Annotated in this window: 20 protein-coding genes; 10 read left to right on the top strand and 10 right to left on the bottom strand. The window is 70.1% G+C overall.

Annotated elements, in window-relative coordinates; translation table 11 throughout:
- Positions 1-335: 335 nt before the first annotated feature.
- Positions 336-1,220 (top strand): amidohydrolase family protein, encoded by an 885-nt coding sequence (locus ACFW5B_RS29205; RefSeq protein ID WP_386445913.1) that lies wholly within the window; start codon positions 336-338, stop codon positions 1,218-1,220.
- 2 nt (positions 1,221-1,222) lie between these two features.
- Positions 1,223-2,848 carry an AMP-binding protein gene (locus ACFW5B_RS29200; RefSeq protein ID WP_386445910.1) on the top strand — a complete coding sequence of 542 codons (1,626 nt, stop codon included), beginning with the start codon at positions 1,223-1,225 and terminating at the stop codon, positions 2,846-2,848.
- A 46-nt stretch (positions 2,849-2,894) separates the two neighbouring features.
- Here ACFW5B_RS29200 and ACFW5B_RS29195 read toward each other — a convergent pair whose 3' ends face one another.
- The 5 genes from ACFW5B_RS29195 to ACFW5B_RS29175 all read right to left on the bottom strand — a co-directional run bounded on the left by ACFW5B_RS29195 (position 2,895) and on the right by ACFW5B_RS29175 (position 8,262).
- Entirely contained in the window at positions 2,895-3,581 is a 687-nt protein-coding gene (locus ACFW5B_RS29195; protein ID WP_386445908.1) for a response regulator, read from the bottom strand.
- On the bottom strand, positions 3,578-5,215 hold the full coding sequence (locus tag ACFW5B_RS29190; RefSeq protein WP_386445905.1) for a histidine kinase: 1,638 nt from the start codon (positions 5,213-5,215) through the stop codon (positions 3,578-3,580). Before ACFW5B_RS29190 ends, ACFW5B_RS29195 begins: the two co-directional genes overlap by 4 nt.
- 221 nt (positions 5,216-5,436) lie before the next feature.
- On the bottom strand, positions 5,437-5,871 hold the full coding sequence (locus ACFW5B_RS29185) for a MarR family winged helix-turn-helix transcriptional regulator (protein ID WP_386445902.1): 435 nt from the start codon (positions 5,869-5,871) through the stop codon (positions 5,437-5,439).
- A gap of 156 nt (positions 5,872-6,027) precedes the next feature.
- Positions 6,028-6,681 (bottom strand): non-oxidative hydroxyarylic acid decarboxylases subunit B, encoded by a 654-nt coding sequence (locus ACFW5B_RS29180; protein WP_386445899.1) that lies wholly within the window; start codon positions 6,679-6,681, stop codon positions 6,028-6,030.
- Between the two features lie 114 nt (positions 6,682-6,795).
- Positions 6,796-8,262, bottom strand: coding sequence for a UbiD family decarboxylase (locus ACFW5B_RS29175; protein ID WP_386445897.1), 1,467 nt, complete (start codon positions 8,260-8,262; stop codon positions 6,796-6,798).
- 302 nt (positions 8,263-8,564) lie between these two features.
- Here ACFW5B_RS29175 and ACFW5B_RS29170 point away from each other — a divergent pair, with 302 nt between their 5' ends.
- From ACFW5B_RS29170 to ACFW5B_RS29145, 6 genes are all read left to right on the top strand, one after another.
- Complete coding sequence (locus ACFW5B_RS29170) at positions 8,565-9,074, top strand: ATP-binding protein (protein WP_386445894.1); 510 nt, start codon at positions 8,565-8,567, stop codon at positions 9,072-9,074.
- Positions 9,075-9,244: 170 nt separating this feature from the next.
- Positions 9,245-9,838, top strand: coding sequence for a 3-hydroxyanthranilate 3,4-dioxygenase (gene nbaC / locus ACFW5B_RS29165; RefSeq protein WP_386445891.1), 594 nt, complete (start codon positions 9,245-9,247; stop codon positions 9,836-9,838).
- The gene (locus tag ACFW5B_RS29160) at positions 9,828-10,280 is read left to right on the top strand and encodes a RidA family protein (RefSeq protein ID WP_386445888.1); all 453 of its coding nucleotides are present in this window, start codon (positions 9,828-9,830) and stop codon (positions 10,278-10,280) included. Before nbaC ends, ACFW5B_RS29160 begins: the two co-directional genes overlap by 11 nt.
- A gap of 35 nt (positions 10,281-10,315) precedes the next feature.
- Complete coding sequence (gene hpaB / locus ACFW5B_RS29155) at positions 10,316-11,815, top strand: 4-hydroxyphenylacetate 3-monooxygenase, oxygenase component (RefSeq protein ID WP_386445886.1); 1,500 nt, start codon at positions 10,316-10,318, stop codon at positions 11,813-11,815.
- Entirely contained in the window at positions 11,805-12,362 is a 558-nt protein-coding gene (locus ACFW5B_RS29150) for a flavin reductase family protein (RefSeq protein ID WP_386445883.1), read from the top strand. The genes hpaB and ACFW5B_RS29150 overlap by 11 nt, the downstream gene beginning before the upstream one ends.
- A 37-nt stretch (positions 12,363-12,399) precedes the next feature.
- Positions 12,400-15,648: a BTAD domain-containing putative transcriptional regulator gene (locus ACFW5B_RS29145; RefSeq protein WP_386445880.1), complete on the top strand. Its 3,249-nt coding sequence runs from the start codon at positions 12,400-12,402 to the stop codon at positions 15,646-15,648.
- Here the strand turns inward: ACFW5B_RS29145 and ACFW5B_RS29140 are convergent.
- Genes ACFW5B_RS29140 through ACFW5B_RS29125 form a run of 4 tightly spaced genes read right to left on the bottom strand, consistent with a single transcriptional unit; the run spans position 15,545 to position 19,175 of the window.
- Positions 15,545-16,336: a 2-keto-4-pentenoate hydratase gene (locus ACFW5B_RS29140; protein WP_386445877.1), complete on the bottom strand. Its 792-nt coding sequence runs from the start codon at positions 16,334-16,336 to the stop codon at positions 15,545-15,547. The genes ACFW5B_RS29145 and ACFW5B_RS29140 overlap by 104 nt on opposite strands.
- Before the next feature lie 9 nt (positions 16,337-16,345).
- Positions 16,346-17,434 carry a 4-hydroxy-2-oxovalerate aldolase gene (dmpG, locus tag ACFW5B_RS29135; protein ID WP_386445874.1) on the bottom strand — a complete coding sequence of 363 codons (1,089 nt, stop codon included), beginning with the start codon at positions 17,432-17,434 and terminating at the stop codon, positions 16,346-16,348.
- Positions 17,435-17,439: 5 nt separating this feature from the next.
- A complete protein-coding gene (locus ACFW5B_RS29130) occupies positions 17,440-18,369 on the bottom strand; it encodes an acetaldehyde dehydrogenase (acetylating) (RefSeq protein WP_386445871.1) in 930 nt (309 codons plus the stop codon).
- A complete protein-coding gene (locus ACFW5B_RS29125) occupies positions 18,366-19,175 on the bottom strand; it encodes a 2-keto-4-pentenoate hydratase (RefSeq protein ID WP_386445868.1) in 810 nt (269 codons plus the stop codon). The genes ACFW5B_RS29130 and ACFW5B_RS29125 overlap by 4 nt, the downstream gene beginning before the upstream one ends.
- 261 nt (positions 19,176-19,436) lie before the next feature.
- On the opposite strand from ACFW5B_RS29125, the gene ACFW5B_RS29120 reads away from it, so the two are divergent.
- Complete coding sequence (locus ACFW5B_RS29120) at positions 19,437-20,432, top strand: pseudouridine-5'-phosphate glycosidase (protein WP_386445866.1); 996 nt, start codon at positions 19,437-19,439, stop codon at positions 20,430-20,432.
- Complete coding sequence (locus ACFW5B_RS29115; protein WP_386445863.1) at positions 20,432-22,048, top strand: MFS transporter; 1,617 nt, start codon at positions 20,432-20,434, stop codon at positions 22,046-22,048. Before ACFW5B_RS29120 ends, ACFW5B_RS29115 begins: the two co-directional genes overlap by 1 nt.
- Before the next feature lie 94 nt (positions 22,049-22,142).
- On the opposite strand, the gene ACFW5B_RS29110 is transcribed toward ACFW5B_RS29115, so the two are convergent.
- Positions 22,143-22,925, bottom strand: a complete 783-nt coding sequence (locus tag ACFW5B_RS29110) for an aminotransferase class IV family protein (RefSeq protein ID WP_386445952.1) — start codon at positions 22,923-22,925, stop codon at positions 22,143-22,145.
- Positions 22,926-23,046 lie beyond the last annotated feature (121 nt).

Raw genomic sequence — 23,046 nt, 5'->3', positions numbered from 1 at the left:
ACGCTAGAAGAGCAACCACCGTCGTGGATGCGGCCGATGACGGCATCCGCAGCCGCTTCCGTCGCGCCGGGCCTACGTCATTCGTCGCGAGCCGCCGGCCCGTGAACGCGCTCTTGCCGCCATCGGCTTGTCCCCGGCCGCGCCGCGCGGTCATCCGCCGGCCGGCGTCGTCTCCGTCTACGTCATCCGTCCCGGGCCCACAGGGACGAGGAGCACAGGCGCCCATCGGTCATTCCACGGTGGCGGGCTCCCTCCCGCTTCCTTACCGTGAGGCTCCGAGCGAGCACGGCCCGCCTTCCGCCCCGTGCCGAACGCCGAGTCACCGAGGAGCCCGCATGGACGTCAGCAGGCTGACCGCGATCGACGTACACACCCACGTCCTCGCGTCCGTCACCGAAAAGGAGCGTTCCGGAGCCGGTTCCGACGCCCTTGCCGGGGTCTTCGGCCCGATTCCCGAGCTGACGGTTCCCGAGCTCGCCGAGTACTACCGCGAGCGGTCCATGGCCGCGATCGTCTTCACCGTCGACTCCGTCACCCGGACCGGTCAGGAGCCCCGGGTCAGCAACGAGGAGATCGCCGAGCACGCCGCCGCGTACCCGGACACCCTGATCCCGTTCGCCAGCGTCGACCCGGGCCGCGGCGCGGCCGCCGTGCGGACCGCACGCCGCCTGATCACCGAGCACCGGGTCCGGGGGTTCAAGTTCCACCCGAGCGACCAGGGCTTCTTTCCCAACGACACGGCGGCCTACCCGCTGTACGAGGTGATCGCCGAGGCGGGCCTGCCGGCCCTGTTCCACAGTGGACAGACGGGTGTCGGGGCCGGCCGGCGAGGCGGGGGCGGAATCCGGCTCAAGTACTCCAACCCGATGCACCTCGATGACGTCGCGGTCGACTTCCCGGACATGCCGATCATCATCGCGCACCCCTCGGTGCCCTGGCAGGACGAGGCGCTGGCGGTCGCCGGTCACAAGCCGCAGGTGTACATCGACCTCTCCGGCTGGTCCCCCACGTACTTCCCACCGCAGCTGATCGCACAGGCGAACTCGCTCCTGAAGAAGAAAATCCTCTTCGGGTCGGACTTCCCCGCCCTCTCCCCCGACCGCTGGCTCGCCGACTTCGCCGAGCTCGACATCAAGGCCGAGGTGCGTCCCCTGATCCTCAAGGAGAACGCGGTGCGCCTGCTCGGCCTGGACGACTCGGCGAAGGATCAGGAGGCCTGATCATGGACGTCTCCTTCGGCACGGTCTGGGAAGCCGTGGCCTCCCGCCTCCCGGACGCGGTCGCGATATCCGAACCGGGCCGCAACGTCACCTACGCCGAGTTCGACGACCGCGCGTCCCGTCTGGCAGCGGCGCTCGCGGGCGCGGGTGTCGGGGCCGGTGACACCGTTGCCTGCTACCTGTACAACGGTGCGCCTTACCTGGAGACGGTGTTCGCCGCCTTCAAGATCGGCGCGATCCCGGTCAATGCGAACTACCGCTACACCGAGGAGGAACTCTCCTCCCTGCTCGACGATGCCGACGCCGCCGCCTTGGTCTTCAGCGGGGAACTGGCGGCCAACGTCAGCCACGCCGCGGCCAATGTGTCGTCGCTGCGCCTTCTCATACAGGTCGGCAACAACCCCGGGTGGCCCGCAGGACCCAAGGCACGCGAGCTCGACGACCTGCTCGCCTCCACCGATCCGCGCCCGCACACCGCCCGGCCCGGTTCGGATCAGCTCTTCATGTACACCGGCGGCACGACCGGCAAGCCGAAGGGCGTCATCTGGCGGCAGTCCGACCTGCTGCACAGCCTCACCGTGCCGATCTTCCGGCCGCTCGGTCTGGACGGACTGCCCCGCTCGCTGGAGGAGGCGGTCGAGGTGGCGGTCAGCGCCCACACCAACGGCCTGGCGCCGGCGGTGATGCCGGTCGTCCCGCTGATGCACGGCACCGGCCTCTTCAACACGCTCGGCGCCCTGCTGGTCGGCGGCCGGGCCATTACCGCGCGACCCGGCGCCCTCGTTCCCCACCACGTCTGGGAGACCGCAGTGGCGCAGCGCGCGGGCACGCTGATCGTGGCCGGCAACGCGGTCTGCCAGCCGCTCGTCGACGAGCTGATACGGGCGGAGAACGCCGGCTCGCCACACGACCTTTCCTCCCTCCGTGCCGTCCTGAGCTCGGGCACCGCCCTCAGCGACCGCCTCAAGCAGGCCCTGCACGAGCGGGCGGACCTCACCATCACCGATGCGATCGCCTCCAGTGAGGGCGGTCCGTTCGCCTTCGCGGTGACCCGGTCCGTGGACGACCTCCCGGCCCGCTTCTTCCCCGTGCCGACGGCCAAGGTCATCACCCAGGACGAGCGCATCCTCGAGCCCGGGAGCGACGAGTTGGGGATGCTCGCCTACGGCGGCCCGATGCCGCTCGGCTACTACAAGGACAGCGCCAGGACGGCGACCACCTTCCGCACCGTCGACGGCGTCCGCTACGCCATCCCCGGCGACCTCGCACAACTGGAGGCCGATGGATCGATCCGCTTCCTCGGCCGCGGCTCGGGTGTCATCAACACCGGCGGCGAGAAGGTCCACCCGCAGGAGGTCGAAAACGTCCTCCTCGCGCATCCGGACGTCACCGACTGTGTCGTCATCGGTGCCCCTGACGAGGTCTGGGGCGAGCGGGTCGCCGCGGTCGTCGCCACGTCCTCGCCCCGTTCAGGCTTCGAGTCGGAGCTGCAGGACCGGGTTCGTGAGTCCCTCGCCGGATACAAGGTCCCCCGCACCATCGTGCTCGTCGACAGGCTGGCCAGGACCCCCACCGGCAAGTTGGAGATGTCCTGGGCCAGGACGGTCGTCAGCACGAACGAGCAGTGATCCCGCCGCACTTGACGTCCCGGTGCGACGGGCCGGCCGGCCCGCTTCAGCTCTGTGGCGGCACGAGGCCCTGCCGCACCGCCACCAGCGCGGCCTGGGTGCGGGACGTGAGCTGGAGCTTGCGCAACACGTTGCTGACGTGTGTCCGGGCGGTGCGCTCGCTGATCACGAGCTCGTCGGCGATCTCCTGGTTGGAACACCCCTGGGCAACGAGGATCAGGACGTCGCGTTCCCGGCCGGTGAGCGCACCGATGCCGGTCGGCGGCGCCACGATCTCCTGGGTGAGCTGACGGGCCACCGCCGGGTCGAGGAACACGTCCCCCGCCGCTGCCGCACGGATCGCGGCAACGACCTCGCCGGGTTCGGCATCCTTGAGCAGGTAGCCCGCCGCGCCGTTGGCCAACGCGGCGTGCACCCGCTCCATCTCGCCGAAGCTGGTCAGGACCACGACCCGCACGTCCGGGTACAGCTGGGTGATGCGCGCCGATGCCGCCACCCCGTCCATCTTGGGCATCAGCAGGTCGATGAGGACGACGTCCGGCAGTTCACCGTAAGCGGCCATGGCCTCCAGCAGTTCGAGGGCCTCCAGACCGTTGCCGGCTTCCGCCGCCACTTCCAGGTCATCGAGCACCTCAAGGTAGGCGCGGATGCCGCGGCGCACGACGGCGTGGTCATCGACGATCACGACCCGGAGTTCTGCGTTGGTCGGAGTCGGTGCTGCGGGGGCGTTCATGGTGTCGGCTCCTCCGTCGGTCCAGCAAGCCTCTCGGGCCGCGAGAGCGCGGCGTGTGGCACGAGAGCCGGCAGCGGGATCACGGCCCGCACCGAGGTGCCCCCGGCCGGGAGTGGTCGGACCCGCACCGTGCCGCCCCATCGCTCCGCCCTCTCCCGCATGCTGACCAAGCCGTATCCGCTTGCCGGGTCCTGGCCTTCGGCACTGTCCCCACGGACGCCCCTGCCGTCATCCGCCACGGTCACCGCGAGCACATGCTCGCGCACCCGCAAGCAGATGGTGACGCCCTTGGCCTCAGCATGCTTGACGACGTTGTGGATGGCCTCGGCGACGATCCGGTACACGTCCTCGGCCATCTCCGGGGGGACGCGGTCCAGCCCGGCCCCGGCCGTGACACCGAACCGCAGCCCGGTGCGGTTCCTGGTGCTCTCGACCAGGGCCCGGACGGCCTCCTCGAGCCCCAGCTGGGCCGATGTCGCCGGCCGGAGTTCGTGAACCATGGCACGGAGGTCCGCCAGGACGGTCTTGGACAACACCCCGACCTCTTCGGCGATGCGCCGCACCCTCTCGGCCGGGACGCTGTCGCCGCGAGCTCCCAGTACGCCCATCGACTTGGCCTGCATCCCGATGGAGAACACCTGCTGCACGATCGAGTCGTGCAGGTCCCGGGCCAGCCGCTGCCGCTCCTCCCGACGCGCGAGTTCACGCTCGTTCTGCAGCAACGAGGCGTAGTCGACCGCGACGGCGGCCTGTTCGGCCATGGCCAGCAGGAACTCCATGGTCGGGCGGCCGACGACCTGTCCGGGTGCGAAGAACGCGTTGAGGATGCCGGCCGAGCGGCCGCGGATGATCAAGGGCACGCTGGCGAACCAGTCCCATTTCAGCTCGCCGAGGTACTCGTGCAACGGTTCCCATGACGGGTCGTGCCGGATGGATGCCCAGCGGTCGGGCACCACGACCGGCTGGCCCTGCTCGAAGGCGTCCATCATCGTCAGGACGGCCCCGCGCTCGCGGCACTCCATGAGCCGGTGAAAGAAGTCCGGCCAGCGGCGGAACCCGGCCGAGCCCATGATCTGCAAGGCCTGGCCCGACTCGTCCAGCGTCATGATCTGCACCCCGGCCAAGGCGTCAGCCTGGAGCACCTCTCCGGCGAGGGCGTCGAGCGTCGCCGTGATCGAACCCTCCGACGCCAGCTTGACGGACGAGCGCGCGATGGCGGCCACCCGACGCTGCCGTTGCCGCTCGGCAGTGACGTCGCGGAAGGCCACCACGGCCGTCGACGGGTCTCCCGGCAGCGGGCGGGTCCGATAGGCGAACTCGCGGCGCTGCCCGGCGGCCGGGGCCCACACGCAGACCTGTTCGGCCGCACCGTCGTCAAGAAGCCCCAGGGTGTCGGCCGGGAAGCGCCGCCCAAGCTCGAACGGCGCAGGCGTCCCGACCAGGTCTTCCGCGGGGCGTGCGCACAACGCGGCCCCCGCCGCATTCAGCTGGACGAACAGCCCGTCGGGGTCGATCACGGCCATGCCGTCGGGAGCGTGCTCGGCCAGCTTCGCCCACGCAACCGGCGGGCCGGCGGACCCGGCTTCCCCGTCGGGCAACTCCGCGACGTGTGCTCCGCGATCTCGGCTGGACATCGGCCCTCCTCCCGGATGCGGCTGTCCGGCCAGCATGCTCCCGGCCGCACACCGCCATCATCGGACGCGCGGCACATTCCGTCTACGTCATCTGTCGTAGGCACACGGGGACGGACAGACCAGGGCGACAGCGCCACGACCGGCACCGCCTTCCGCACCGCGGACGGTGTCCGCCATGCCGTCGCCGCGACCTCGGCCGGACGGCCGTCGCCGGCCGACGCTCAGCCGCGGCGTTCGGTGTCGACCCCGGCAAGCTCCCGCAGCAGCGGCAGGAGCTCCTCCATTCGCCGAGCGCCGAGCAGCTCGACCGGCCAGCTGTTGACGCGGGCGGCCGCCGGGGCGACACGGCGCACGAGGTCACGGCCTTCGGGAGTCAGCCGGACCTGGTGACGGCGGCGGTGGGCGGGGTCGACCTCACGAGTGACCCAGCCACGGGAGGCGAGCCTGTCGAGCATGGTGGCCATGGTGGACCGGTCGATCGCGGTGGCCTTGCACAGCTCCACCTGGGTGCTGCCGGGTGAGTCGACGAGAACCGTGAGGACGGCGTACTGGGGGGCGGTGAGGTCGGGAACCTCTGCTTGCCAGACCGCGGTGAGCTGTTGCAGCGCGCGACGCAGCAGGTGCATCGGAGTGTCGGCGAGGGGCTGCTCGGGCATGGCCGCGGGGTCTCCGAATCATGGCAGCGCTGGTAGGTGGCGAGTGGGGCCACGCGGTGGGGCTCCGGATGAATCTTGGCACAGGCCGGGCGGTCCCGACCGCGTCACGAGCGGGTGGACCGGTACCTGGAGACCGCCGCCCTGCCCCTGCCCCACTCAGCTGCCGGTTGCTACGGCATCGCAGCTGCGGATCGGACCATGACCGGGGCGGGGCTCTGAGAGGCGTGGGGCGTTGTCGCGGCGCGCAGTGGAAGGTCCCTGCCAGCGCACCGCGCGTTGACTGTCGAGGCCGAACTGGTCCATGACACGGGCGACTATGTGATCCACGATGTCGTCCACCGATTCGGGCTTGTTGTAGAAGGCCGGCATGGGCGGCAGCATCGTCACTCCCATCCTGGAGAGGGCCAGCATGTTTTCCAGGTGAATGGCCGACAGCGGGGTCTCCCGCACGCCGAGCACCAGGGGGCGCCGCTCCTTGAGCACGACATCCGCCGCCCGTGACACGAGGTCACTTCCGTAACCGGCCCGGATCGCCGCGAGTGTCTTGGCACTGCACGGCAGGATCACCATGCCGTCGGTGCGGAACGAGCCGCTGGAGATGGCGGCCGCTTGGTCCTCGGGGCCGTGAACCGCATCCGCCAGTTTCGCGACCTCCCGCGCCGTCCACGAGGTCTCCAGCTCAATGGTCGCCCGCGCCCAGCGACTCATGACCAGGTGTGTCTCCACGTCCGGCTGCCGCCGTAGTTCCTCCAGCAACCGGATGCCCAGAAGCGCGCCCGTGGCGCCCGTCATCGCGACGACCAACCGCATGTACGTACCTTTCGCTTGAAACTTGACCGAATGCCCTGGGCGCCGTGGCGGGGGGACACGGGGCGGCCGGTCCGCGACCTGGGCCGGGCGCGGCCGCCCCGCGTCCCCTCGGCGTCAACGCCGGTGCCGGGCCAGCACCTTGGCCCGCACCTCGGCGGGGTAGTGCTCGAAATTGGAGGTCACCTGGCGCTCTCCGGGTGCGGGGAGCAGCGCCTCGTGCACCACCTTGGTGGCACGTCGGGCGTGCCGCTCTTCCTCGGTGTAGCAGGCGAGCAGCGGCAGGATCGGACCGTCTTCGAAGTGGACCTTGCGGTCCACGGGGTGGACCCGGGTGGCCAGTGCCCACATCAGGGCATGCTCGTCGGCGGGGTCGATGTCGTCGTCGAGCAGGAACACCTGCGGCAGGCAGTGGCCGAACTTGGTGGAGAAGACGGTCTCGCCGACCCGGCGGGCGAACTCCTCGGGGGTGGTGCCGGGCAGTTGGTCGCGCCAGTCGGCGGGCACGGTCACCGCATACCAGTGGCCGGCGCTGTACATCGAACCCCAGGCGGTGGTGACCGGAAGGCCCGCTGCGCGCAGCGCGGCCACTGCGCCGACGGCCATGCCGATGCCCTGCGAGGTGTGGCACTCGTCGACGGGTGTGCCTTCCGCGACAATGGGCCAGATCGGGTCGTCGCGGTAGGTGATCGCCTCCACGCTGTAGACCGGCTGGAGGCTGGTCTCCGTCGGAATGTAGCCGGCGTATTCGCCGAACGGTCCCTCCACACCGGAGCGTTCGACGGAGAGGTGGCCCTCGATGACGATCTCGGCACTGGCGGGGACCAGCAGATCCGACAGTTCGGCCTTGACCACCTTGAGCGGTGCACCGATCAGTGCGCCGATGTAGTCGGCCTCGTTGACGTTGTCGGGCAGCGGGACACCGCCGATGAACGGAATGGCCGGGTCGCCGCCCTGCACCAGGGCGTACGGCATGGGCTTGCCGAGGTCGACCCACTGCTGCCAGACCTGCGCGATGTGCTGAGGGTGCAGGACCAGGCCGGTCATGTGCTTGCCGTCGACCATCATGATCCGGGCGATGGACCAGTTGGTCCACGAACCGTCCGGGGTCTGGGCGATGATCACGCCGTAGGTGTTGGCGTAGCGGTTGCCGTCCCCGTCGTGCAGGAACGGCACCGGGAAACGGGTCAGGTCCGCGTCGTCGCCGAGCAGCACGTTCTGCTTGACCTCGGCCTCTTCCCGGCTGACGGGCTTCGGGGGGATGCCGGGGCGGCTCCAGGTGTCGGCCAGGTGGTCCACCACATCGCGGCCGGTGGCCTCCGGCGGCAGGCCGATGCTCAGCGCGACGCGGGCGAACGGCTTGTCCGGGGCGGCGCTCAGCGCGGCCGGCGAGCCGATCAGCCGGAAGCCCTCCTCGACACCGCTCACCTTCTGAAACAGCGGCGCGGGAAGCCGGCGCTCAACGCTGTAGCGCGTGTGCGCGGCGGCTTCCAGGTTCCAGTCGACCTCCGTATCGATGCGGTCGAGGTCGCCGAGGGATTCCAGTGCCGCAATGTGTTCGCGCAGGTCCGAAGGGTGACGCATACAGACTCCTCCCAAAGGTCAGTACACGCAATGTCCGTGTACTGACTATCAGCGTACGCCCAAAAGTTGCCTCGGGAAACCTGATGTGTGTCGGAGGGGTGCGGATGCCGGGGCTGCGGCTTCGTCGTGGTTCCCCTTTGCAGGCCGCCGGCGCGATGTGGGGGCCGCTGTGATGCCGCGCGCGGGCGCGCTGCCCGCATGTCAGCGCGCGGTAAGGGGCGCATCAGCCCGCCGGTGAAGCATGGCTCGTGTCCGCAACCAAGAAGCACGAGTACCGGGAGGCGGGGGAGATGAGTGAAGCGGTGAACACTGCACTTCGCGTGGACGAGTCCGCGCTCGACGCCCTCCGCTGGGAGAGCGGCCCGGCGGCGCCCCCGGTGCAGCGCGCTCCGGCCCGGCCGTGGCGGACCATGGACCGCGCCGGGAAGACGGCTCCCCGGGCCGTGCTGGCCGTGCCCTCGCGCGAGCCGTTCGTGCGCACCTGCCGGGCCTTCGCGACGCAGGTGCTCAGCCGCTGGGGCGTTTCCGGGGCGGCACAGGACTCCGCCGTGCTGGTCATCGACGAGCTCGCGGTCAATGCCGTCCAGCACGGCCACGCCGACACCACGGTCGTCCTGAGCCGGGTCGGGGACATCCTTTTGATCTCGGTCACCGACTCCGGGGCCGCGGTGCCCCGTTCCCGGGACGGCACGGACAGCGATGAGCACGGGCGCGGTCTGGCGATCGTCGAGTGCCTCGCGGAGTGGACCGAGGTGCACCACAGCACGGCAGGACGTCGTGTGCGCGCGGGTCTGCGCCTCCTGGACCCGTGACGACCGGGCCCGAGCCCGCCGCCCGGCGGAATCCGCGTCGTCAGTCACGTGTCAGTGCCGCGTCAGCGCTTTCTCAGGCCGGTCCTGACGATGGGCATATCAGGTCCCGCTCCCCCCACACGGGTCACCGGTGGGCCGGCGGGCCACTGACCCCGAGAGAGAGGTCGAACATGGCGGTGTCTCCGGTCATTCTCAACCTGCGGCAATGGATAAGCGACAACGTCGATCACTTTCAACCTCCCGTGGGCAACCGGGAGTTGTGGAAGGAGGGGTCCCAATTCATTTTCATGGTGTCCCGCGGGCCCAACTCGCGCAACGACTTCCACATCAGCCCGAGCGATGAAATCTTCTATCAGCTCACCGGTGACATCCGTGTCGACTATCGGGACGAGAACGGATGCATCGAGAGCGTGACCGTCCGCGAAGGCGATGTCTTTCTGATGCCCGCGATGGTGCCGCACTGTCCGTTGCGGCCCGCCGGGACCTGGGGAGCGGTCATCCAGCGAGTACGCACCGAGCAGGAGCCCGATTGCATCCTCTGGTACTGCAAGGGCTGCGGTGACCGGCTCAACGAGACATGGTTCGGCCTGTCGGACATCGAGGTCCAGGTCAAGGCCGCCATCGACCGGTTCAACGGCAGCGAGGAAATGCGGACCTGCGCGAACTGCGGTGCCGTGCACGAGGTCGCCGGACCGTTCGTGATGTCCCAAAGCGCCGCGGCAGGCGGCCTTGGCCGGAACGGAGAGCACGACCATGACGCGTAGTCAGGGAAAGGACGGTCAGGAAAACCGGGGCGTCATCGCCGATCAGGCGGTGCCGCGGGGCAGGTATCCGCATGTCCGGCGGGTCGGCGACTTCGTCTTCGTCTCGGGCATCAGTTCACGACGCGCGGACAACACGCATATCGGCGCGGAAGCCGATGAGTTCGGCACCGTGACGCTGGACATCCGCGCACAGACCCGCGCGGTGATCGAGAACATCGCCCGGATACTGCGAGCCGAGGGATCGGGGCTCACCGACATCGTCGATGTCACCAGTTTCCTGGTCAGCATGAATGACTTCGCCGGATACAACGACGCCTATGCGGAGTTCTTCGACTTCGACGGCCCCACCCGTACCACCGTGGCCGTCCATCAACTCCCGCACCCGCACCTCCTGATCGAGATGAAGGTCATCGCCTTCAGCCCGGTCGAGAGCGCGCGGTAAGACATCCCACGCAGCAACGAAGGAGGATCGATCACATGGGTGCGCGCACTGCACAGGAATACCTTGAGGGCCTCAGGGACGGCAGAGAGGTCTGGATCGGCGGGGAATCGGTCAAGGACGTCACGACCCACCCCGCCCTGCGCCGCGGGGCGAGTTCGCTCGGCGGCTGGCTCGGCCGGCAGCACGAAGCGGGGCTGCGGGACGTTCTCACCTTTCCCTCACCCGAATCGGGTGAGCGCGTCGGAATGTCTTTCCTCCGCCCGGTGACCCAGGAAGACCTGGGCAAGCGTTCCGCCGCCTTTCTGGAATCCGCACGGTGGAGTGGCGGAATGCTGGGGCGTACCCCCGACTACCTCAATTCGTCGATCATGGCGCTGGCTTCGGCCTCGGAGTTCTTCACCGCGGTCAATCCCGAGTTCGGCCGGAACATCCAGGCGTACTTCCGCCATCTGCGGGAGAACGACGTCGTGCTCACCCACACCCTGGTGAATCCGTCGGTCAACCGGCGGCTCACCGATCAGGGCATCCCCAGCTCCCAGGTCGCCCTCCAGATCGTCCGCCACACCGACCGCGGCATCGTGGTGCGCGGGGCACGGCTCCTCGCCACGCTCGGTCCGCTGGCCGACGAACTCCTGGTGTTCCCGTCCACCTCGCTCAAGGACGACCCGTCGTCGACCCGTTACGCCTTCGCGTTCGCCGTGCCCTGTGCCACCCCCGGCCTGCGTTTTCTGTGCCGGGACAGCTATGACACGGGCCGGTCGGTCTTCGACGCCCCGCTCTCCGCGCGGTTCGAGGAGATGGACGCCGTCGTCGTGTTCGACGATGTCGAGGTCCCCTGGGAGCGGATCTTCCTGCTGGAGGACCCGTCCTCGTGCAACTCGGTGCATTCGGCGACGCATTCACTGATCCACATGATGCATCAGGTCGTCTGCAAGAACATCGCGAAAGCCGAGTTCATGGTGGGGCTGCTGTGCGCGATGACCTGGGCCAATCAGCGGGACCGCGCCCCGCAGACCCAGGCGCAGATCGCCGAGGCGATGTGTGTGGTGGAAATGATGAAGGCCTGCCTGACCGCGAGTGAGGCCAACGCCGGGCCCGACCAGTGGGGCACGATGACGCCCGACCGGATGCCGCTGGACGCCGCCCGCAACGTCTTTCCGCAGCAGTACCAGCGGTTGGTCGAGCTGGTCCAGCTCCTCGGTTCCAGCTCGCTGATGGCCACCCCCGCGCAGGCCGATCTGACCTCGGCGGTCGCCGGTGACATCGAGACCTACTTCGCGCTGGAGAATCTCGAATCCCCGCAGCGCATCGGGCTGTTCCGGCTCGCCCAGGACGTCGCCGTATCGGGCTTCGGCGCCCGACAGGCGCTCTATGAACGCTTCTTCTTCGGCGCACCGGAAAGGGTGGCGGGCATGCTGTTCCAGGCGTACGACAAGGAACCCCTCACCAAGAGGATCTTCGACTTCCTCAGCCGCCCGGACGACCTCGCCGAGGGGCAGCGGGACACCGTATCGGAGGCCCACGATGGACGCTGACTCCTTCCGCCGCGCGCTGGGCAACTTCCCCAGCGGCGTGACGATCGCGACCACCGCCGACGCGGACGGCGAGACCTGGGGCATCACGGTCAGCGCCTTCTGTTCCGTGTCCCTGTCGCCGCCCCTGGTGCTGTTCTGCCCGGCGGTGTCCGCCCGCTCCCACGACGTGTTCCGGCGGGCCGAGCGGTACGCGATCAACGTGCTGCGCCCCGAGCACCGCACGCTCGCCCTGCGGTGTGCGAAGCCCGGCGCCGACAAGTTCGCGCGGGCCGGATTCCGTACCGAGGGCGGAGTTCCCGTCCTGCCCAGCGCGCTGGCCAGCCTGGTCTGCCGGGCCTTCGACCGGTACGACGCCGGTGACCACAGCATCCTCGTCGGCGAAGTCGAAAGCGTGCAGGTGAACGACGGGCTGCCGCTGGTGTACTTCGACCGGGAGTTCCGCGAGCTGACGCCCTCGCCGCTCCTCGCGCCGCCCGGCCGGGTGGACCGCTACCGCGACCTGCCGCTCTTCGACACGGACGGTGCCGACGGAAGCCATGCCGCGTGACAAAGAGGCCGCTGACCGGGGGTGTTACCCTTCTCACATGCGAGTTCAGCTGCTCGGCCGGCTGGAAGTCCGCGAGGCGGAACGGCTGGTTCCGCTCGAAGGGCCCCGTCAGCGGACCTTGCTGGCCCTGCTGGCGCTGCACAGCGGGATGGTGGTCTCGACCGACCGCATCCTCGCCGAGGTCTGGGGCGAGGACTCGCCCTCGCACCCGGCGAACACGATCCAGGCTCAGATCTCGCGGCTCCGGGCGCTGCTGGGCAGCAAGCGGATCGTGACCGCGAGCGGCGGCTACCGGCTGGACGTGGACCGCGAAGACGTCGATGTCTACCGGTTCGAGGCCCTGGTGGCGGCCGGCCGCACGGCGCAGAAGTCCGGTGAGCCGACGGCCGCCGCCGCCACCCTGTCCGAGGCGCTCGCCCTCTGGCGCGGCCCCGCCCTGGCCGATGTCCTGGACATGGACTTCGCCCGGACCGAAGCCGGTCGTCTCGACGAGTTGCGGCTCATCGCTCTGGAGAGCCGCATCGAGGCGGACCTCGCCGTGGGCCGCCATGCCGAGGTCATCCCGGAGCTGTCCGCTCTCACCGAGGCACAGCCGCTCCGGGAGCGCTTCTGCGCCCTGCTGATGACCGCTCTGTACCGCGCCGGCCGCCAGGCCGAAGCCCTGCGCGCGTTCCGGCAGACCCGCGCCCATCTCGTCGATGAGCTGGGGGTCGACCCGAGCGAGGAACTGCAGCGGCTGGAGCAGCGGATCCTGATCCACGACGCGGGCCTGCTCGGGCCCGCGTCCTCGCCCGCCGCTCCGGCAGCGGCCCCGGCCGCACGGGCCACGGGCAACCTCCGTGCGCCCCTGACGAGCTTCGTCGGACGTCATGACCTGCTCGATCAGGTGCGGCAGTTCATCCGTTCCTGGCGGCTGGTCACCCTGACCGGGGCCGGCGGGACCGGGAAGACCCGCCTGGCCCTGGAAGCGGCCGACGCCGCCGGCCTGGCACTGCCCGACGGCGTATGGGTGGTGGAGCTGGCACCGGTCTCCGAACCGGACCGGGTCGCCGGCGCGGTCCTCCAGGCCCTCGACGTCAGGTCGCAGCCGTCCACCACCATGCAGGCGGCGCCCGCTCCGGGCACGGTGCGGCCCGCCGTCGAGCGTCTGCTGCAGTACCTCCAGGAAAAGCAGCTGCTGCTGGTGCTGGACAACTGCGAACACCTCGTCGAGACCGTCGCCGAGCTGGCGGAAGCGCTGCTGCGGGACTGCGGCCGGCTGCGCATCGTCACCACCAGCCGGGAGCCGCTCGGGGTCCCCGGCGAGATGCAGCTGCCCGTACCGCCCATGCGCTACCCGGGTCCGGCCGAAGAGGACCCCGAGGCCATCGCCGGCCACGAAGCGGTACAGCTCTTCGTGGAACGCGCCCGTGCCGTCAGCCCCGGCTTCCACCTGTCCGAAGGGAACGCCGTACAGGCCGGGGAGATCTGCCGCCGGCTGGACGGCATTCCGCTGGCGATCGAACTCGCCGCCGCCCGCACCAAGACGATGTCGCCCACGGAGATCACCCGCGACCTGGCCGACCGCTTCAGCCTGCTGACGGGAGGTTCCCGCACCGCGACCGCGCGCCACCGCACTCTGGCGGCGATGGTCGACTGGAGCTATGAGCTGCTGTCCCCGGCGGAGCGGGCGGTCCTCGACCGGCTCTCGGTGTTCTCGGGCGGATTCACCGTGGACGCGGCGGCGGCCGTATGCGCCGACCTGCCGGAGATGGCTCCGGCGGCCGTGCGGGACTGCCTCGACCGCCTGGTCAACAAGTCCCTGGTGACCGCCGAGGTGGCCACGGGCGACCAGGCGCGTTACGAAATGCTGGAGACGATCCGGGAGTACGGCACCGCGCGGCTGCACGCCACCGGCGACTACACAAAGGCACGCGACCTGCACGCCGCGTACTTCCTCCAGGTGGGTGAGGAGGGCGGCCGGCGGGTCCGCGGGCCCGAACAGCCCGCGTGGCTGGCCACCCTGCAACGTGAGACGGGAAATCTCGACACCGCGCTGGACTGGCTGCTGGGACGGGAGGAAGCCGAGCCGGCGCAGCGGATGGCCGGCGCGCTCGCCTGGTACTGGTGGATCCGCGCCGAGCAGCAGAGCGGCATCCGGCGGCTCCTCGCCGCGCTGGAGCTGGACGGCAGCGACATCTCGCCCACCGTCCATGCCCTCGCGCTCGCCTGGGCGTCCCATCTCGCACAGAACGCACATGACCTCGGTGCCGCCGTGCGCCTCGGCCGACGGGCCCTGGACGTCGGGTCCGAAGCCGGCAGCTCCGACTCCGATCTCGCCCTCGCCTCGGCTTTTCTGGCGCACGCGCTGATGCGCCAAGGGGAGCACGCCGAGGCCGCACCCCATATCGCCCGCGCCTTCGACGGACTGGACGAGGACACCGACCACTGGGTACTGGCGAGTTCGTACCTCGTCGCCGGTCTCGGTGCCTTCTGGCAGGGCCATGTGGAACGCGCCACGGAGCTGTTCACCAACGCGCTGACGCACTACCGCCGCAGCGGCGACCAATGGGGAGTCCTGCGCGCGCTGTTCCGCCTCGGTGCGGTCAGCGAATGCCGCGGCCGCTACGAGGAGGCGACGGCGCTCGCCGACGAGGGGCTCGCCCTGGCCCGGCACCTCGGGCTGGCCGAGATGGTCGCGGCGCGGCTGGCCGACCTGGGGCGGCTGGCGGTGCTCCGCGGCGAGCCGGACGCCGCCCGTGACCTGTTGCACGAGTCGTTGAACACCGCTGCCTGGATCGGCGCCGAGGAGCCCGCGGCCAGTGCCCGCAACAGTCTGGGCATCCTCGTGCGCGCCGAGAAGGACCTGGAGCGGGCCGGTGCCCTGCACACCAGTGCCCTGGAGTCCTACGAACGGATGGCCCTGTCCAGGGAATCGGGGATGTCCCGTATCTGCCTGGGCCTGGTGCTGGCCGATCTCGGGAAGACGGCGCAGGCGCGGGAGTGCTTCGAGCGCGCCGTAGCGGCCGGCGAGTCCGTGCACGACCCCTGGATGCTGGCCATGGGCCTCGAAGCCCTGGCCCGGACGGTCTGCCGGACCGACCGGCAGGGCGCCGCCGGCTTGCTGGCCAGGGCACGGCAGATCCGCGACGAGACGGGTATGCCCACCCCGGCCTGGCTGGCCGACGACGTGAACCGCACCCTCAGGGCCGTGGAGAGCCCGCTGTCACCCCCACCGACGCCGAACCCAGTGACTCGATCACCGCACGCACCTGCTCCCCCGGGCACAGGGGAACCGCCGCAGTAGCAGCGCCGGCGAGTACCACCCACCCCGCCCGCAGCGGCATCCCGGCCCGTCCGGTCAGCTGTGCCGCGGCCACCAGCGAACGCCACGGGTCCCCCAGGATCGCCGCGGTGGCCCCGGCCTCGGCCATCCTGCCGTCGACCTCCAGGAGCACGCCGAGGCGATCCAGCGACGGCGGCACGGGCCGCCAGGCCCCCAGGACGAACCCGGCGGCGGACGCGTTGTCGGCCACCACGTCCGCCAGGGTGAAGCGGAAGTCCGCGTAGCGAGAGTCGATGATCTCCAGGGCGGGGGCGACCGCGGTCACCGCCGAGGTGATCGTCTCCGGCGGTGCGCCGACAGGCAGGTCCTGGCCGATCAGGAACGCGACTTCGGGCTCGACCCGCGGATGGATGTAGTGGTCCGGTGCGATCCGCTCGCCCTCCGGTACCAGCATGGCGCTGGTCAGACGGCCCCAGATGACCTCGTCCACGCCCATCTGCGCCATCTTCTGCCGACTGGTGAAGCCCATCTTCACGCCCACCAGACGTTCGCCGCGGTCCAGCCGCCGGGCGACGGCCAGTTCCTGCACCGCGTAGGCGTCCGCGACGCTCAGCGCAGCCTCTTGTGAGGGCTGCGGGATGACCTCACCCCGCCGGGCCGCCTCATCGAGCCGCGCGGCGAGCCGTTCTCCGGGAGTCACTCCACTCATGGCAACCTCTCACGCCTCGTCTGCGGTATCTGCCTGCTTGCCGCGGTCGCGCGCCAGGTCGAGCGCCACGTCCACGATCATGTCCTCCTGGCCGCCCACCATCGCCCGGCGGCCCACCTCGACGAGGATCGAGCGGGCGTCCACCCCGTACCGGCTCGCGGCGCGTTCGGCGTGGCGGAGGAAGCTCGAATAGACGCCGGCATAGCCGACCGCCAGGGTCTCCCGGTCCACTCGGACCGGACGGTCCTGCAGTGGGCGGACGAGTTCGTCCGCGGCGTCCATGAGCGGGAAGAGCCGGCAGCCGTGCCGCCAGCCCATCAGGGTGGCCGTGGCGACGAAGACCTCGAGCGGGGCGTTGCCCGCTCCCGCGCCCTGGCCCGCCAGCGCGGCGTCCACCCGCCGGGCACCGTGCTCGACGGCCACCACGCTGTTGGCGACGCCGAGGGAGAGGTTGTGATGGGCGTGGATGCCGATCTCGGTCTCCGGTCGCAGCACCTCACGGTAAGCACCGACCCGCGCGGCGACCTCGTCCATCGTCAGCCGTCCCGCGGAATCGGTGACATAGACACAGTGCGCGCCGTACGACTCCATCAGCCGGGCCTGCTCCGCGAGGACCGCCGGCGGCGCCTGGTGCGCCATCATCAGGAATCCGGCCACGTCCATACCGTGTTCCCGTGCCCAGGAGATGTGCTGGGCGGCGATGTCCGCCTCGGTGCAGTGCGTGGCGACGCGGACGCTGCGCACCCCCAGATCGTGGGCCCGTTTGAGATCGGCGATGGTGCCGATGCCCGGCAGCAGCAGCGTCGTCAGCCGTGCCCGGGTGAGCGTCTCGGCGACGGCCTCGATCCACTCGGCGTCGGTGTGCGCGCCGTGACCGTAGTTCACACTGGAGCCGGCCAGGCCGTCGCCGTGGGCGATCTCGATCGCGTCGACCCCCGCCCGGTCCAACGCCCTGGCGATCAGACGTACTTGATCCAGGCTGTACCGGTGTGCGATGGCATGCATGCCGTCGCGGAGCGTCACGTCCTGGATGTAGAGGTTCGGGCCGCTCTGCTCCGCCGGGCCCGTGGTCGTGTCCTGCGCTGCGACTGAATTCACCGTGGTCACCTGGCCGCTGCCTTTCTCCGGAGTTCCACCAGGCGCTCGGCCGTTCGCACCGCGGCGGAGGTCATGATGTCCAGGTTTCCGGCGTACTCCGGCAGGAAATGACCGGCTCCGGAAACTTCGAGGAAGACGGATACCTGGAGGCCCGTGAAGGAGCCTCCGAGTGCGGGAACGTGTCGGGGCGTGCCGACGCGCTCGAACTGCACGGCCTGTTTCAGCCGATAGCCGGGCACATACGCGCGGACGGCGGACACGGCGGCCTCCACCGAGGCGCTGATCGCCTCCGGATCGCCGTCCGGGCACAGGCAGTGCACGGTGTCCCGCATGATCATCGGCGGTTCGGCCGGGTTGAGGATGATGATCGCTTTCCCCCGGCGGGCACCGCCCACCTGCTCGATGGCGCGCGCGGTCGTCTCCGTGAATTCGTCGATGTTCGCCCGGGTGCCGGGGCCGGCTGACCGTGAGGCGATGGTGGCCACGATTTCGGCGTACGCCACGGGTGCCACAGCATTTACCGCGGCCACGAGGGGAATCGTGGCCTGGCCGCCGCAGGTCACCATGTTGAGGTTCTGGGCGTCGAGTTGGTCGAGATTGACGTTCGGCACCACATACGGGCCCAGTGCGGCGGGTGTGAGATCGATGAGGGTCTTTCCATGGGGGCTCAGCACCGCCGCGTTGTGCAGGTGCGCGCGGGCGGATGTCGCATCGAAGACGATCTCGATCTCCTCGGCCCCGGGCAGCCCGATCAGTCCCTCGGCACCCGATGTGGTGGTCGGTATGCCCAGCCGGCGAGCGCGCGCCAGCCCCTCCGACGCGGGGTCGATCCCTGCCATGGCGGCCATCCGCAGACTGCTCGACTGCCGAAGGATCTTGAACATCAGGTCGGTGCCGATGTTGCCGGACCCGAGAACGGCGACCGGTACTGTCATGAGTGCTTTCCCTTCGCGAACGCCGCGCGTACCGAACCGAGCCCGGAGACATGTGCTTCGTAGACGGTCCCGGGCGCCACGCGGACCATGGGGCCGAGGGCGCCGGAGAGGACCACATCACCGGCGGCGAGCGGGTGGTCGGTCCTGGCCAGTCGGCGGGCGAGCCAGGTCACGGCGTTCACCGGGTGTCCCAGGCACGCCGCGCCGGCTCCGACGGACAGGGGCTCGCCACCGGCCGTCAGGACCGCTCCGCTCTCCCGCAGGTCCAGTCCCTCCAGACGCCGCGGGGTCCCGCCCAGAAGGAACCGGCCGCTGGAGGCGTTGTCGGCGACCGTGTCGACGATGTCGATGTCCCAGGCCGCGACCCGTGAGTCGACCACCTCGATCGCCGTGACCACATAGGCGGTCGCACGCAGCACGTCGGCCGTCGTCGTCCACTCCTCGGCGAGGCCGCTCTCCAGGACGAAGGCGACCTCCACCTCGATACGCGGGTCGATCAGCCCGGTGAGATCGATTTCCTCGGTGTCGCACACCGCCATATCCCCGAACAGCACCCCGAAATCCGGCTGCTCGACGCCCAGCTGCTGCTGAACTGCCGGTGAGGTCAGTCCGATCTTGCGCCCGACGAGCCGTCGTCCCTCGGACAGTGAGCGCCGCGTATTCGCCTCCTGGACCGCATACGCGGCGTCGATATCGCCGGCACCCAGCAGTGCGCGGACCGGTTCACACGGAACGCTGCTCACCCGCGCGTTCCAGAGCCGCTGCGCCGCTTCCGCGATGCCGTCGTCATCAGTGCTCGTAAGCATGCTGAGGGCCCCTTTCGGCATTTCCCTGGCTTGCCCGGGTTCACGGGTCGACACCGGACGTCCACACCCTGCTTCCCGGCTCTGTTGCCGGTCTGACGCGGCGCTGACGCAGCGGGGCGACCGTGTGCCCGGGGGTATCAGCCCGCCGTCAGGCGCACCTCAGCCAGGGGGCCGACCCTTGTCGCCACCTCGACGCGAGCAGCGGCCATGGACGGAATCCCATGAGGTGGCCGTGGCGTCCCGCGTCAAGAAGGAGGAGATGTGCACCAGTTGCTACGCCTCAGTGACGAGGTCGAACAGGCCCTGCGGGAAGGGTGGCCGGTGGTGGCGCTGGAGACCACCGCCATCAACCACGGGCCGCCGTATCCGGGGAACCTGGAATGGGCACTGGCCATCGGCCGGGCGGTGCGCGAGGGAGGTGCAACCCCCGCTCTGATCGGTATTGCCGACGGACGCTTCGTCGTCGGCATGAGCGAGAGCGATCTTGAGCGGTTCGCCGCCACCGAGCACATTCCCAAGGCCAGTACGCCAGACCTCGGGCTGATCCTGGCCTCCGGTGGCCTCGGGGCCACCACCGTTGCCTCCTCCTTGCTCATCGCCGGCCTCGCCGGGATTCCGGTGCTCTCGACCGGAGGCATCGGAGGGGTCCACCGCAACGCCTCGGTCACTTTCGATGTCTCCGCTGATCTACCGGAATTGACACGCCATCAGGTTGCTGTGGTGTGCGCGGGGGCCAAAAGCATTCTCGATGTGGGGCTCACCCTGGAATATCTGGAGACGCTGGGGGTGCCGGTCATCGGCTATCGGTGTGCCGACTTCCCGGCGTATTACTGCACCTCCAGCGGGTTCCCCAACCCGCAGCGGACCGATGAGCTCACGGCCCTGGCCTCGGCCATCGACCTGCACTGGCAGGCCGGGGCGACGGGATCGGTGGTCGTCACCTCCCCCATCGAAGCCGAGCACGCGCTGGACGGCGACCGCATCGAGCGGGCGGTCCAGGGCGCCGTGCGGCAGGCCGAACGCGACGGTGTGCACGGCGCGGCGATCACCCCGTACCTGCTGGCGGCCGTATCCGCGGCGACCGGGGGACGGAGTGCGGCGGCGAGCCGCGCCGTGCTGACCAGCACGGCGAAGCTGGCCGGACAGGTGGCCGGCGCCTTCGCGGACCGCCGGGCGGCTGGGTGCGGTGCGGGCCGTGCTCCGGGATCAGGACGGCAGGCCGGCCAGGCCGACGACATGCGGAAGCGAGTGAGATGATGACCAGCCCCGGAATCAAGGCCGTTGAGGCCCGGCGCGGGCACGCCCGCGCCACCCGTAAGGCAACGCTGATCACGAGCTGCCTGGCCGTGTGTCTCGCCCAGATCGCGCTGGCCATGCCCGCAACCCTGAACGGGCTGTTCCAGGAGAGCCTGCATCCGGTCGGCTCCCAGCTCACCTGGATCTCCGACGCGTTCCTGTTGCCCGTGACGGTACTGGAGCTGACCTTCGGTGTGCTGGGTGACCTCTTCGGCCGCAAACGGCTGCTGGTCGGCGGCACCGTCCTGCTCGCCGTCGGCGAGGTGGTGGCCGCAACTGCCGGCGGTGTCCCCCAGTTGTGGGCAGGCCAGCTCCTCGGCGGCCTCGGCGCCGCGGCACTGTTCCCCACCACGCTCGCGATGGTTGCGGCCGGCACCCACACGGCGCGCGACCGGGCCCGGGGCATCGCGGTCTGGACCGCCTCGCTCTCCACCGGCGGCTTCGTCGCCCCCGTTCTCGGCGGCATATCCGGAACGTACGGGTCATGGAAGCTTTCCTTCGTGATCGTCGCCGTACTGGCCGTGATCACCGCGCTGATCTGCTGGCTGCTTGCCGAGGACTCCAGCTCACCAGAGGGCCGCTCACTGGACTGGGGCGGCCAGATCACCATCCTCATCGGCCTGTTCGCCCTGCTCTACGCAGTGATCCAGGGTCCGACCGACGGCTGGGGCTCCCCCTCGGTGATCGGTGCCTTCGCCGTCGCCGCGGTGTTCCTCGTACTGTTCGGCTTCGCGGAGCAGCGGGCCGGCACGCCCCTGCTGCGCCTCGGCCTGTTCCGCAACCGCGCCTTCACCATCGTCTCGGTCATCACCGTCGTCGGAATGTTCAGCTTCCTCGGCACCGCCTATGCGACCAGCATCCGCATCGGGGTAATACAGCACCAGAGCCCCCTGCGGACCTCGGTGGCCTTTGTCCTGCTCGGCGGGTTCTCACTGGTGCTCACTCCGCTCATCTCACGGCTCCTGGAGCGGGCGAATCCGCGCTGGCTGCTGTCCGGGGGCCTGCTGCTGATGGCCACGGGTGACTTCTGGATGGCGACCCTGGACGTACGAGAGACCTCGCTCGGTGCGCTCTTCGCCCCGTTGGGACTGGCGGGCATCGGCTATGCGTTCAGCGTCGCGTCGGTCACCGCCGTCGCCGTGAACACCGTGCCGATCCGCTACACCGGTATGGCCAGCGCATCGACCAGCCTGCTCCGGGACCTCGGTTTCACGCTCGGCCCGGCGCTCATCGGCGCGGTCGCCCTCGGCCATGCCTCCTCGGCGTTCCAGTCCCACCTGTCGTCCTCCTCGCTTGCCCCGGCGGTGAAATCCGCTGCCACGGAGGTGGCCCGGTCCGGTGGTCCTCTGGCGGTCAACTCGGTTCCGCCGGACTCCGCGCCCGGACAGGCGGTGTCCCTGGCCCGGGACGCGCTGGGCCAGGGCTACTCGCTCGGGTACGTGGTCTGCGGGACGGCCGCGTTGGTGTCGTGCCTGCTGGCCGTGTCGGCCTTGCGGGGAGGCTGGAAAGACACCCCGGACACCGGGGAATCACCGGCGGCTGGCACCCCGGCAACGGCGGCCCCGGAGCCGCTGTAGCAGGTCAACCGGTGCGCGCCGGCAGGCTTCCGGGGCCGGCCGGCGGGCGACTCCACCTCGCGGCCGGTCCACCGGATTCCCCCGCCATGGCGCTCTACAGGCTCTCGCCGGGGATGGCCAGGTAGGTCTCCTGCAGCTGCCTCAAGACCGCGTGGTCGACGGGGAATTGGGTGTCGTCGATCGCGGACAGGGGCCTGACACCGATGGAGGCGTTCGTCGCGAAGGCGGCGGCCATGGCCTTGGCCTGATCGAGGGTGACGGTGGCGGTGCGGTGTGCGGCGTGCTGCTGGAGCAGAGCCATGGTGACGCCGGGCAGCACAGGGGCCTGCGGCCACACGAGAGTGCCGTCCCGGTCGACGAACGTCACGTTCCAGGTGCTGCCCTCGCTGACGAGCCCGTCACGGCCGACGAACAGCGCGTCGCCGAACCCGGCGAGCTGCGCCGCGCGACGCGCGTGCAGAGCACCGAACAGCCCGCAGTGCTTCACCTGCGGCAGATCCCGCTCGAACTGCACGCTCATGGCCCGCAGCGGCTCGGGGGGCAGCGCGCCGGCGCCACGCACGGACACCAGGACGCGCGGCTCGTCGGCGTCTGCCGGGTGCCCCATGTCGACCTTCGGGTCGTAGATCGTGACGCGGACGACGCAGGGCGGCGCGTGTCCCTCCAGGCTTTGCCGGACGTATTCGCGGACACGGCCGGTGTCCAGGTCGACGCCCCACACGATCTTGCTGTCCCGCACGAGACGCTCCATGTGCAGCCCCAGGCCGCGGATGCTGCCGTCGGCGTCGACACGCATGGTCGTGAAGTGCCCGACGTTGGTCAGGGCCAACGGCAGCAAGTCGTCTGCGGATACGGGATTCCCATCGAGAGTCACCATGCCGCCCAGCATGCCAGGGCGATCCACTCCAACGGCACCTTGAACGGCTTCACTGACGACGAGCCTGTCCGGGTCAGACGAATCGGTGGCGGCCGCTGTGGCGGATGCCGCCTCGGTGATC

Source organism: Streptomyces sp. NPDC058773 (assembly GCF_042746015.1).
Taxonomy (GTDB): Bacteria; Actinomycetota; Actinomycetes; order Streptomycetales; family Streptomycetaceae; genus Streptomyces.
Note: the sequence above shows the minus strand (reverse complement) of the source record. Positions and strands in the feature narration are given on the sequence as shown.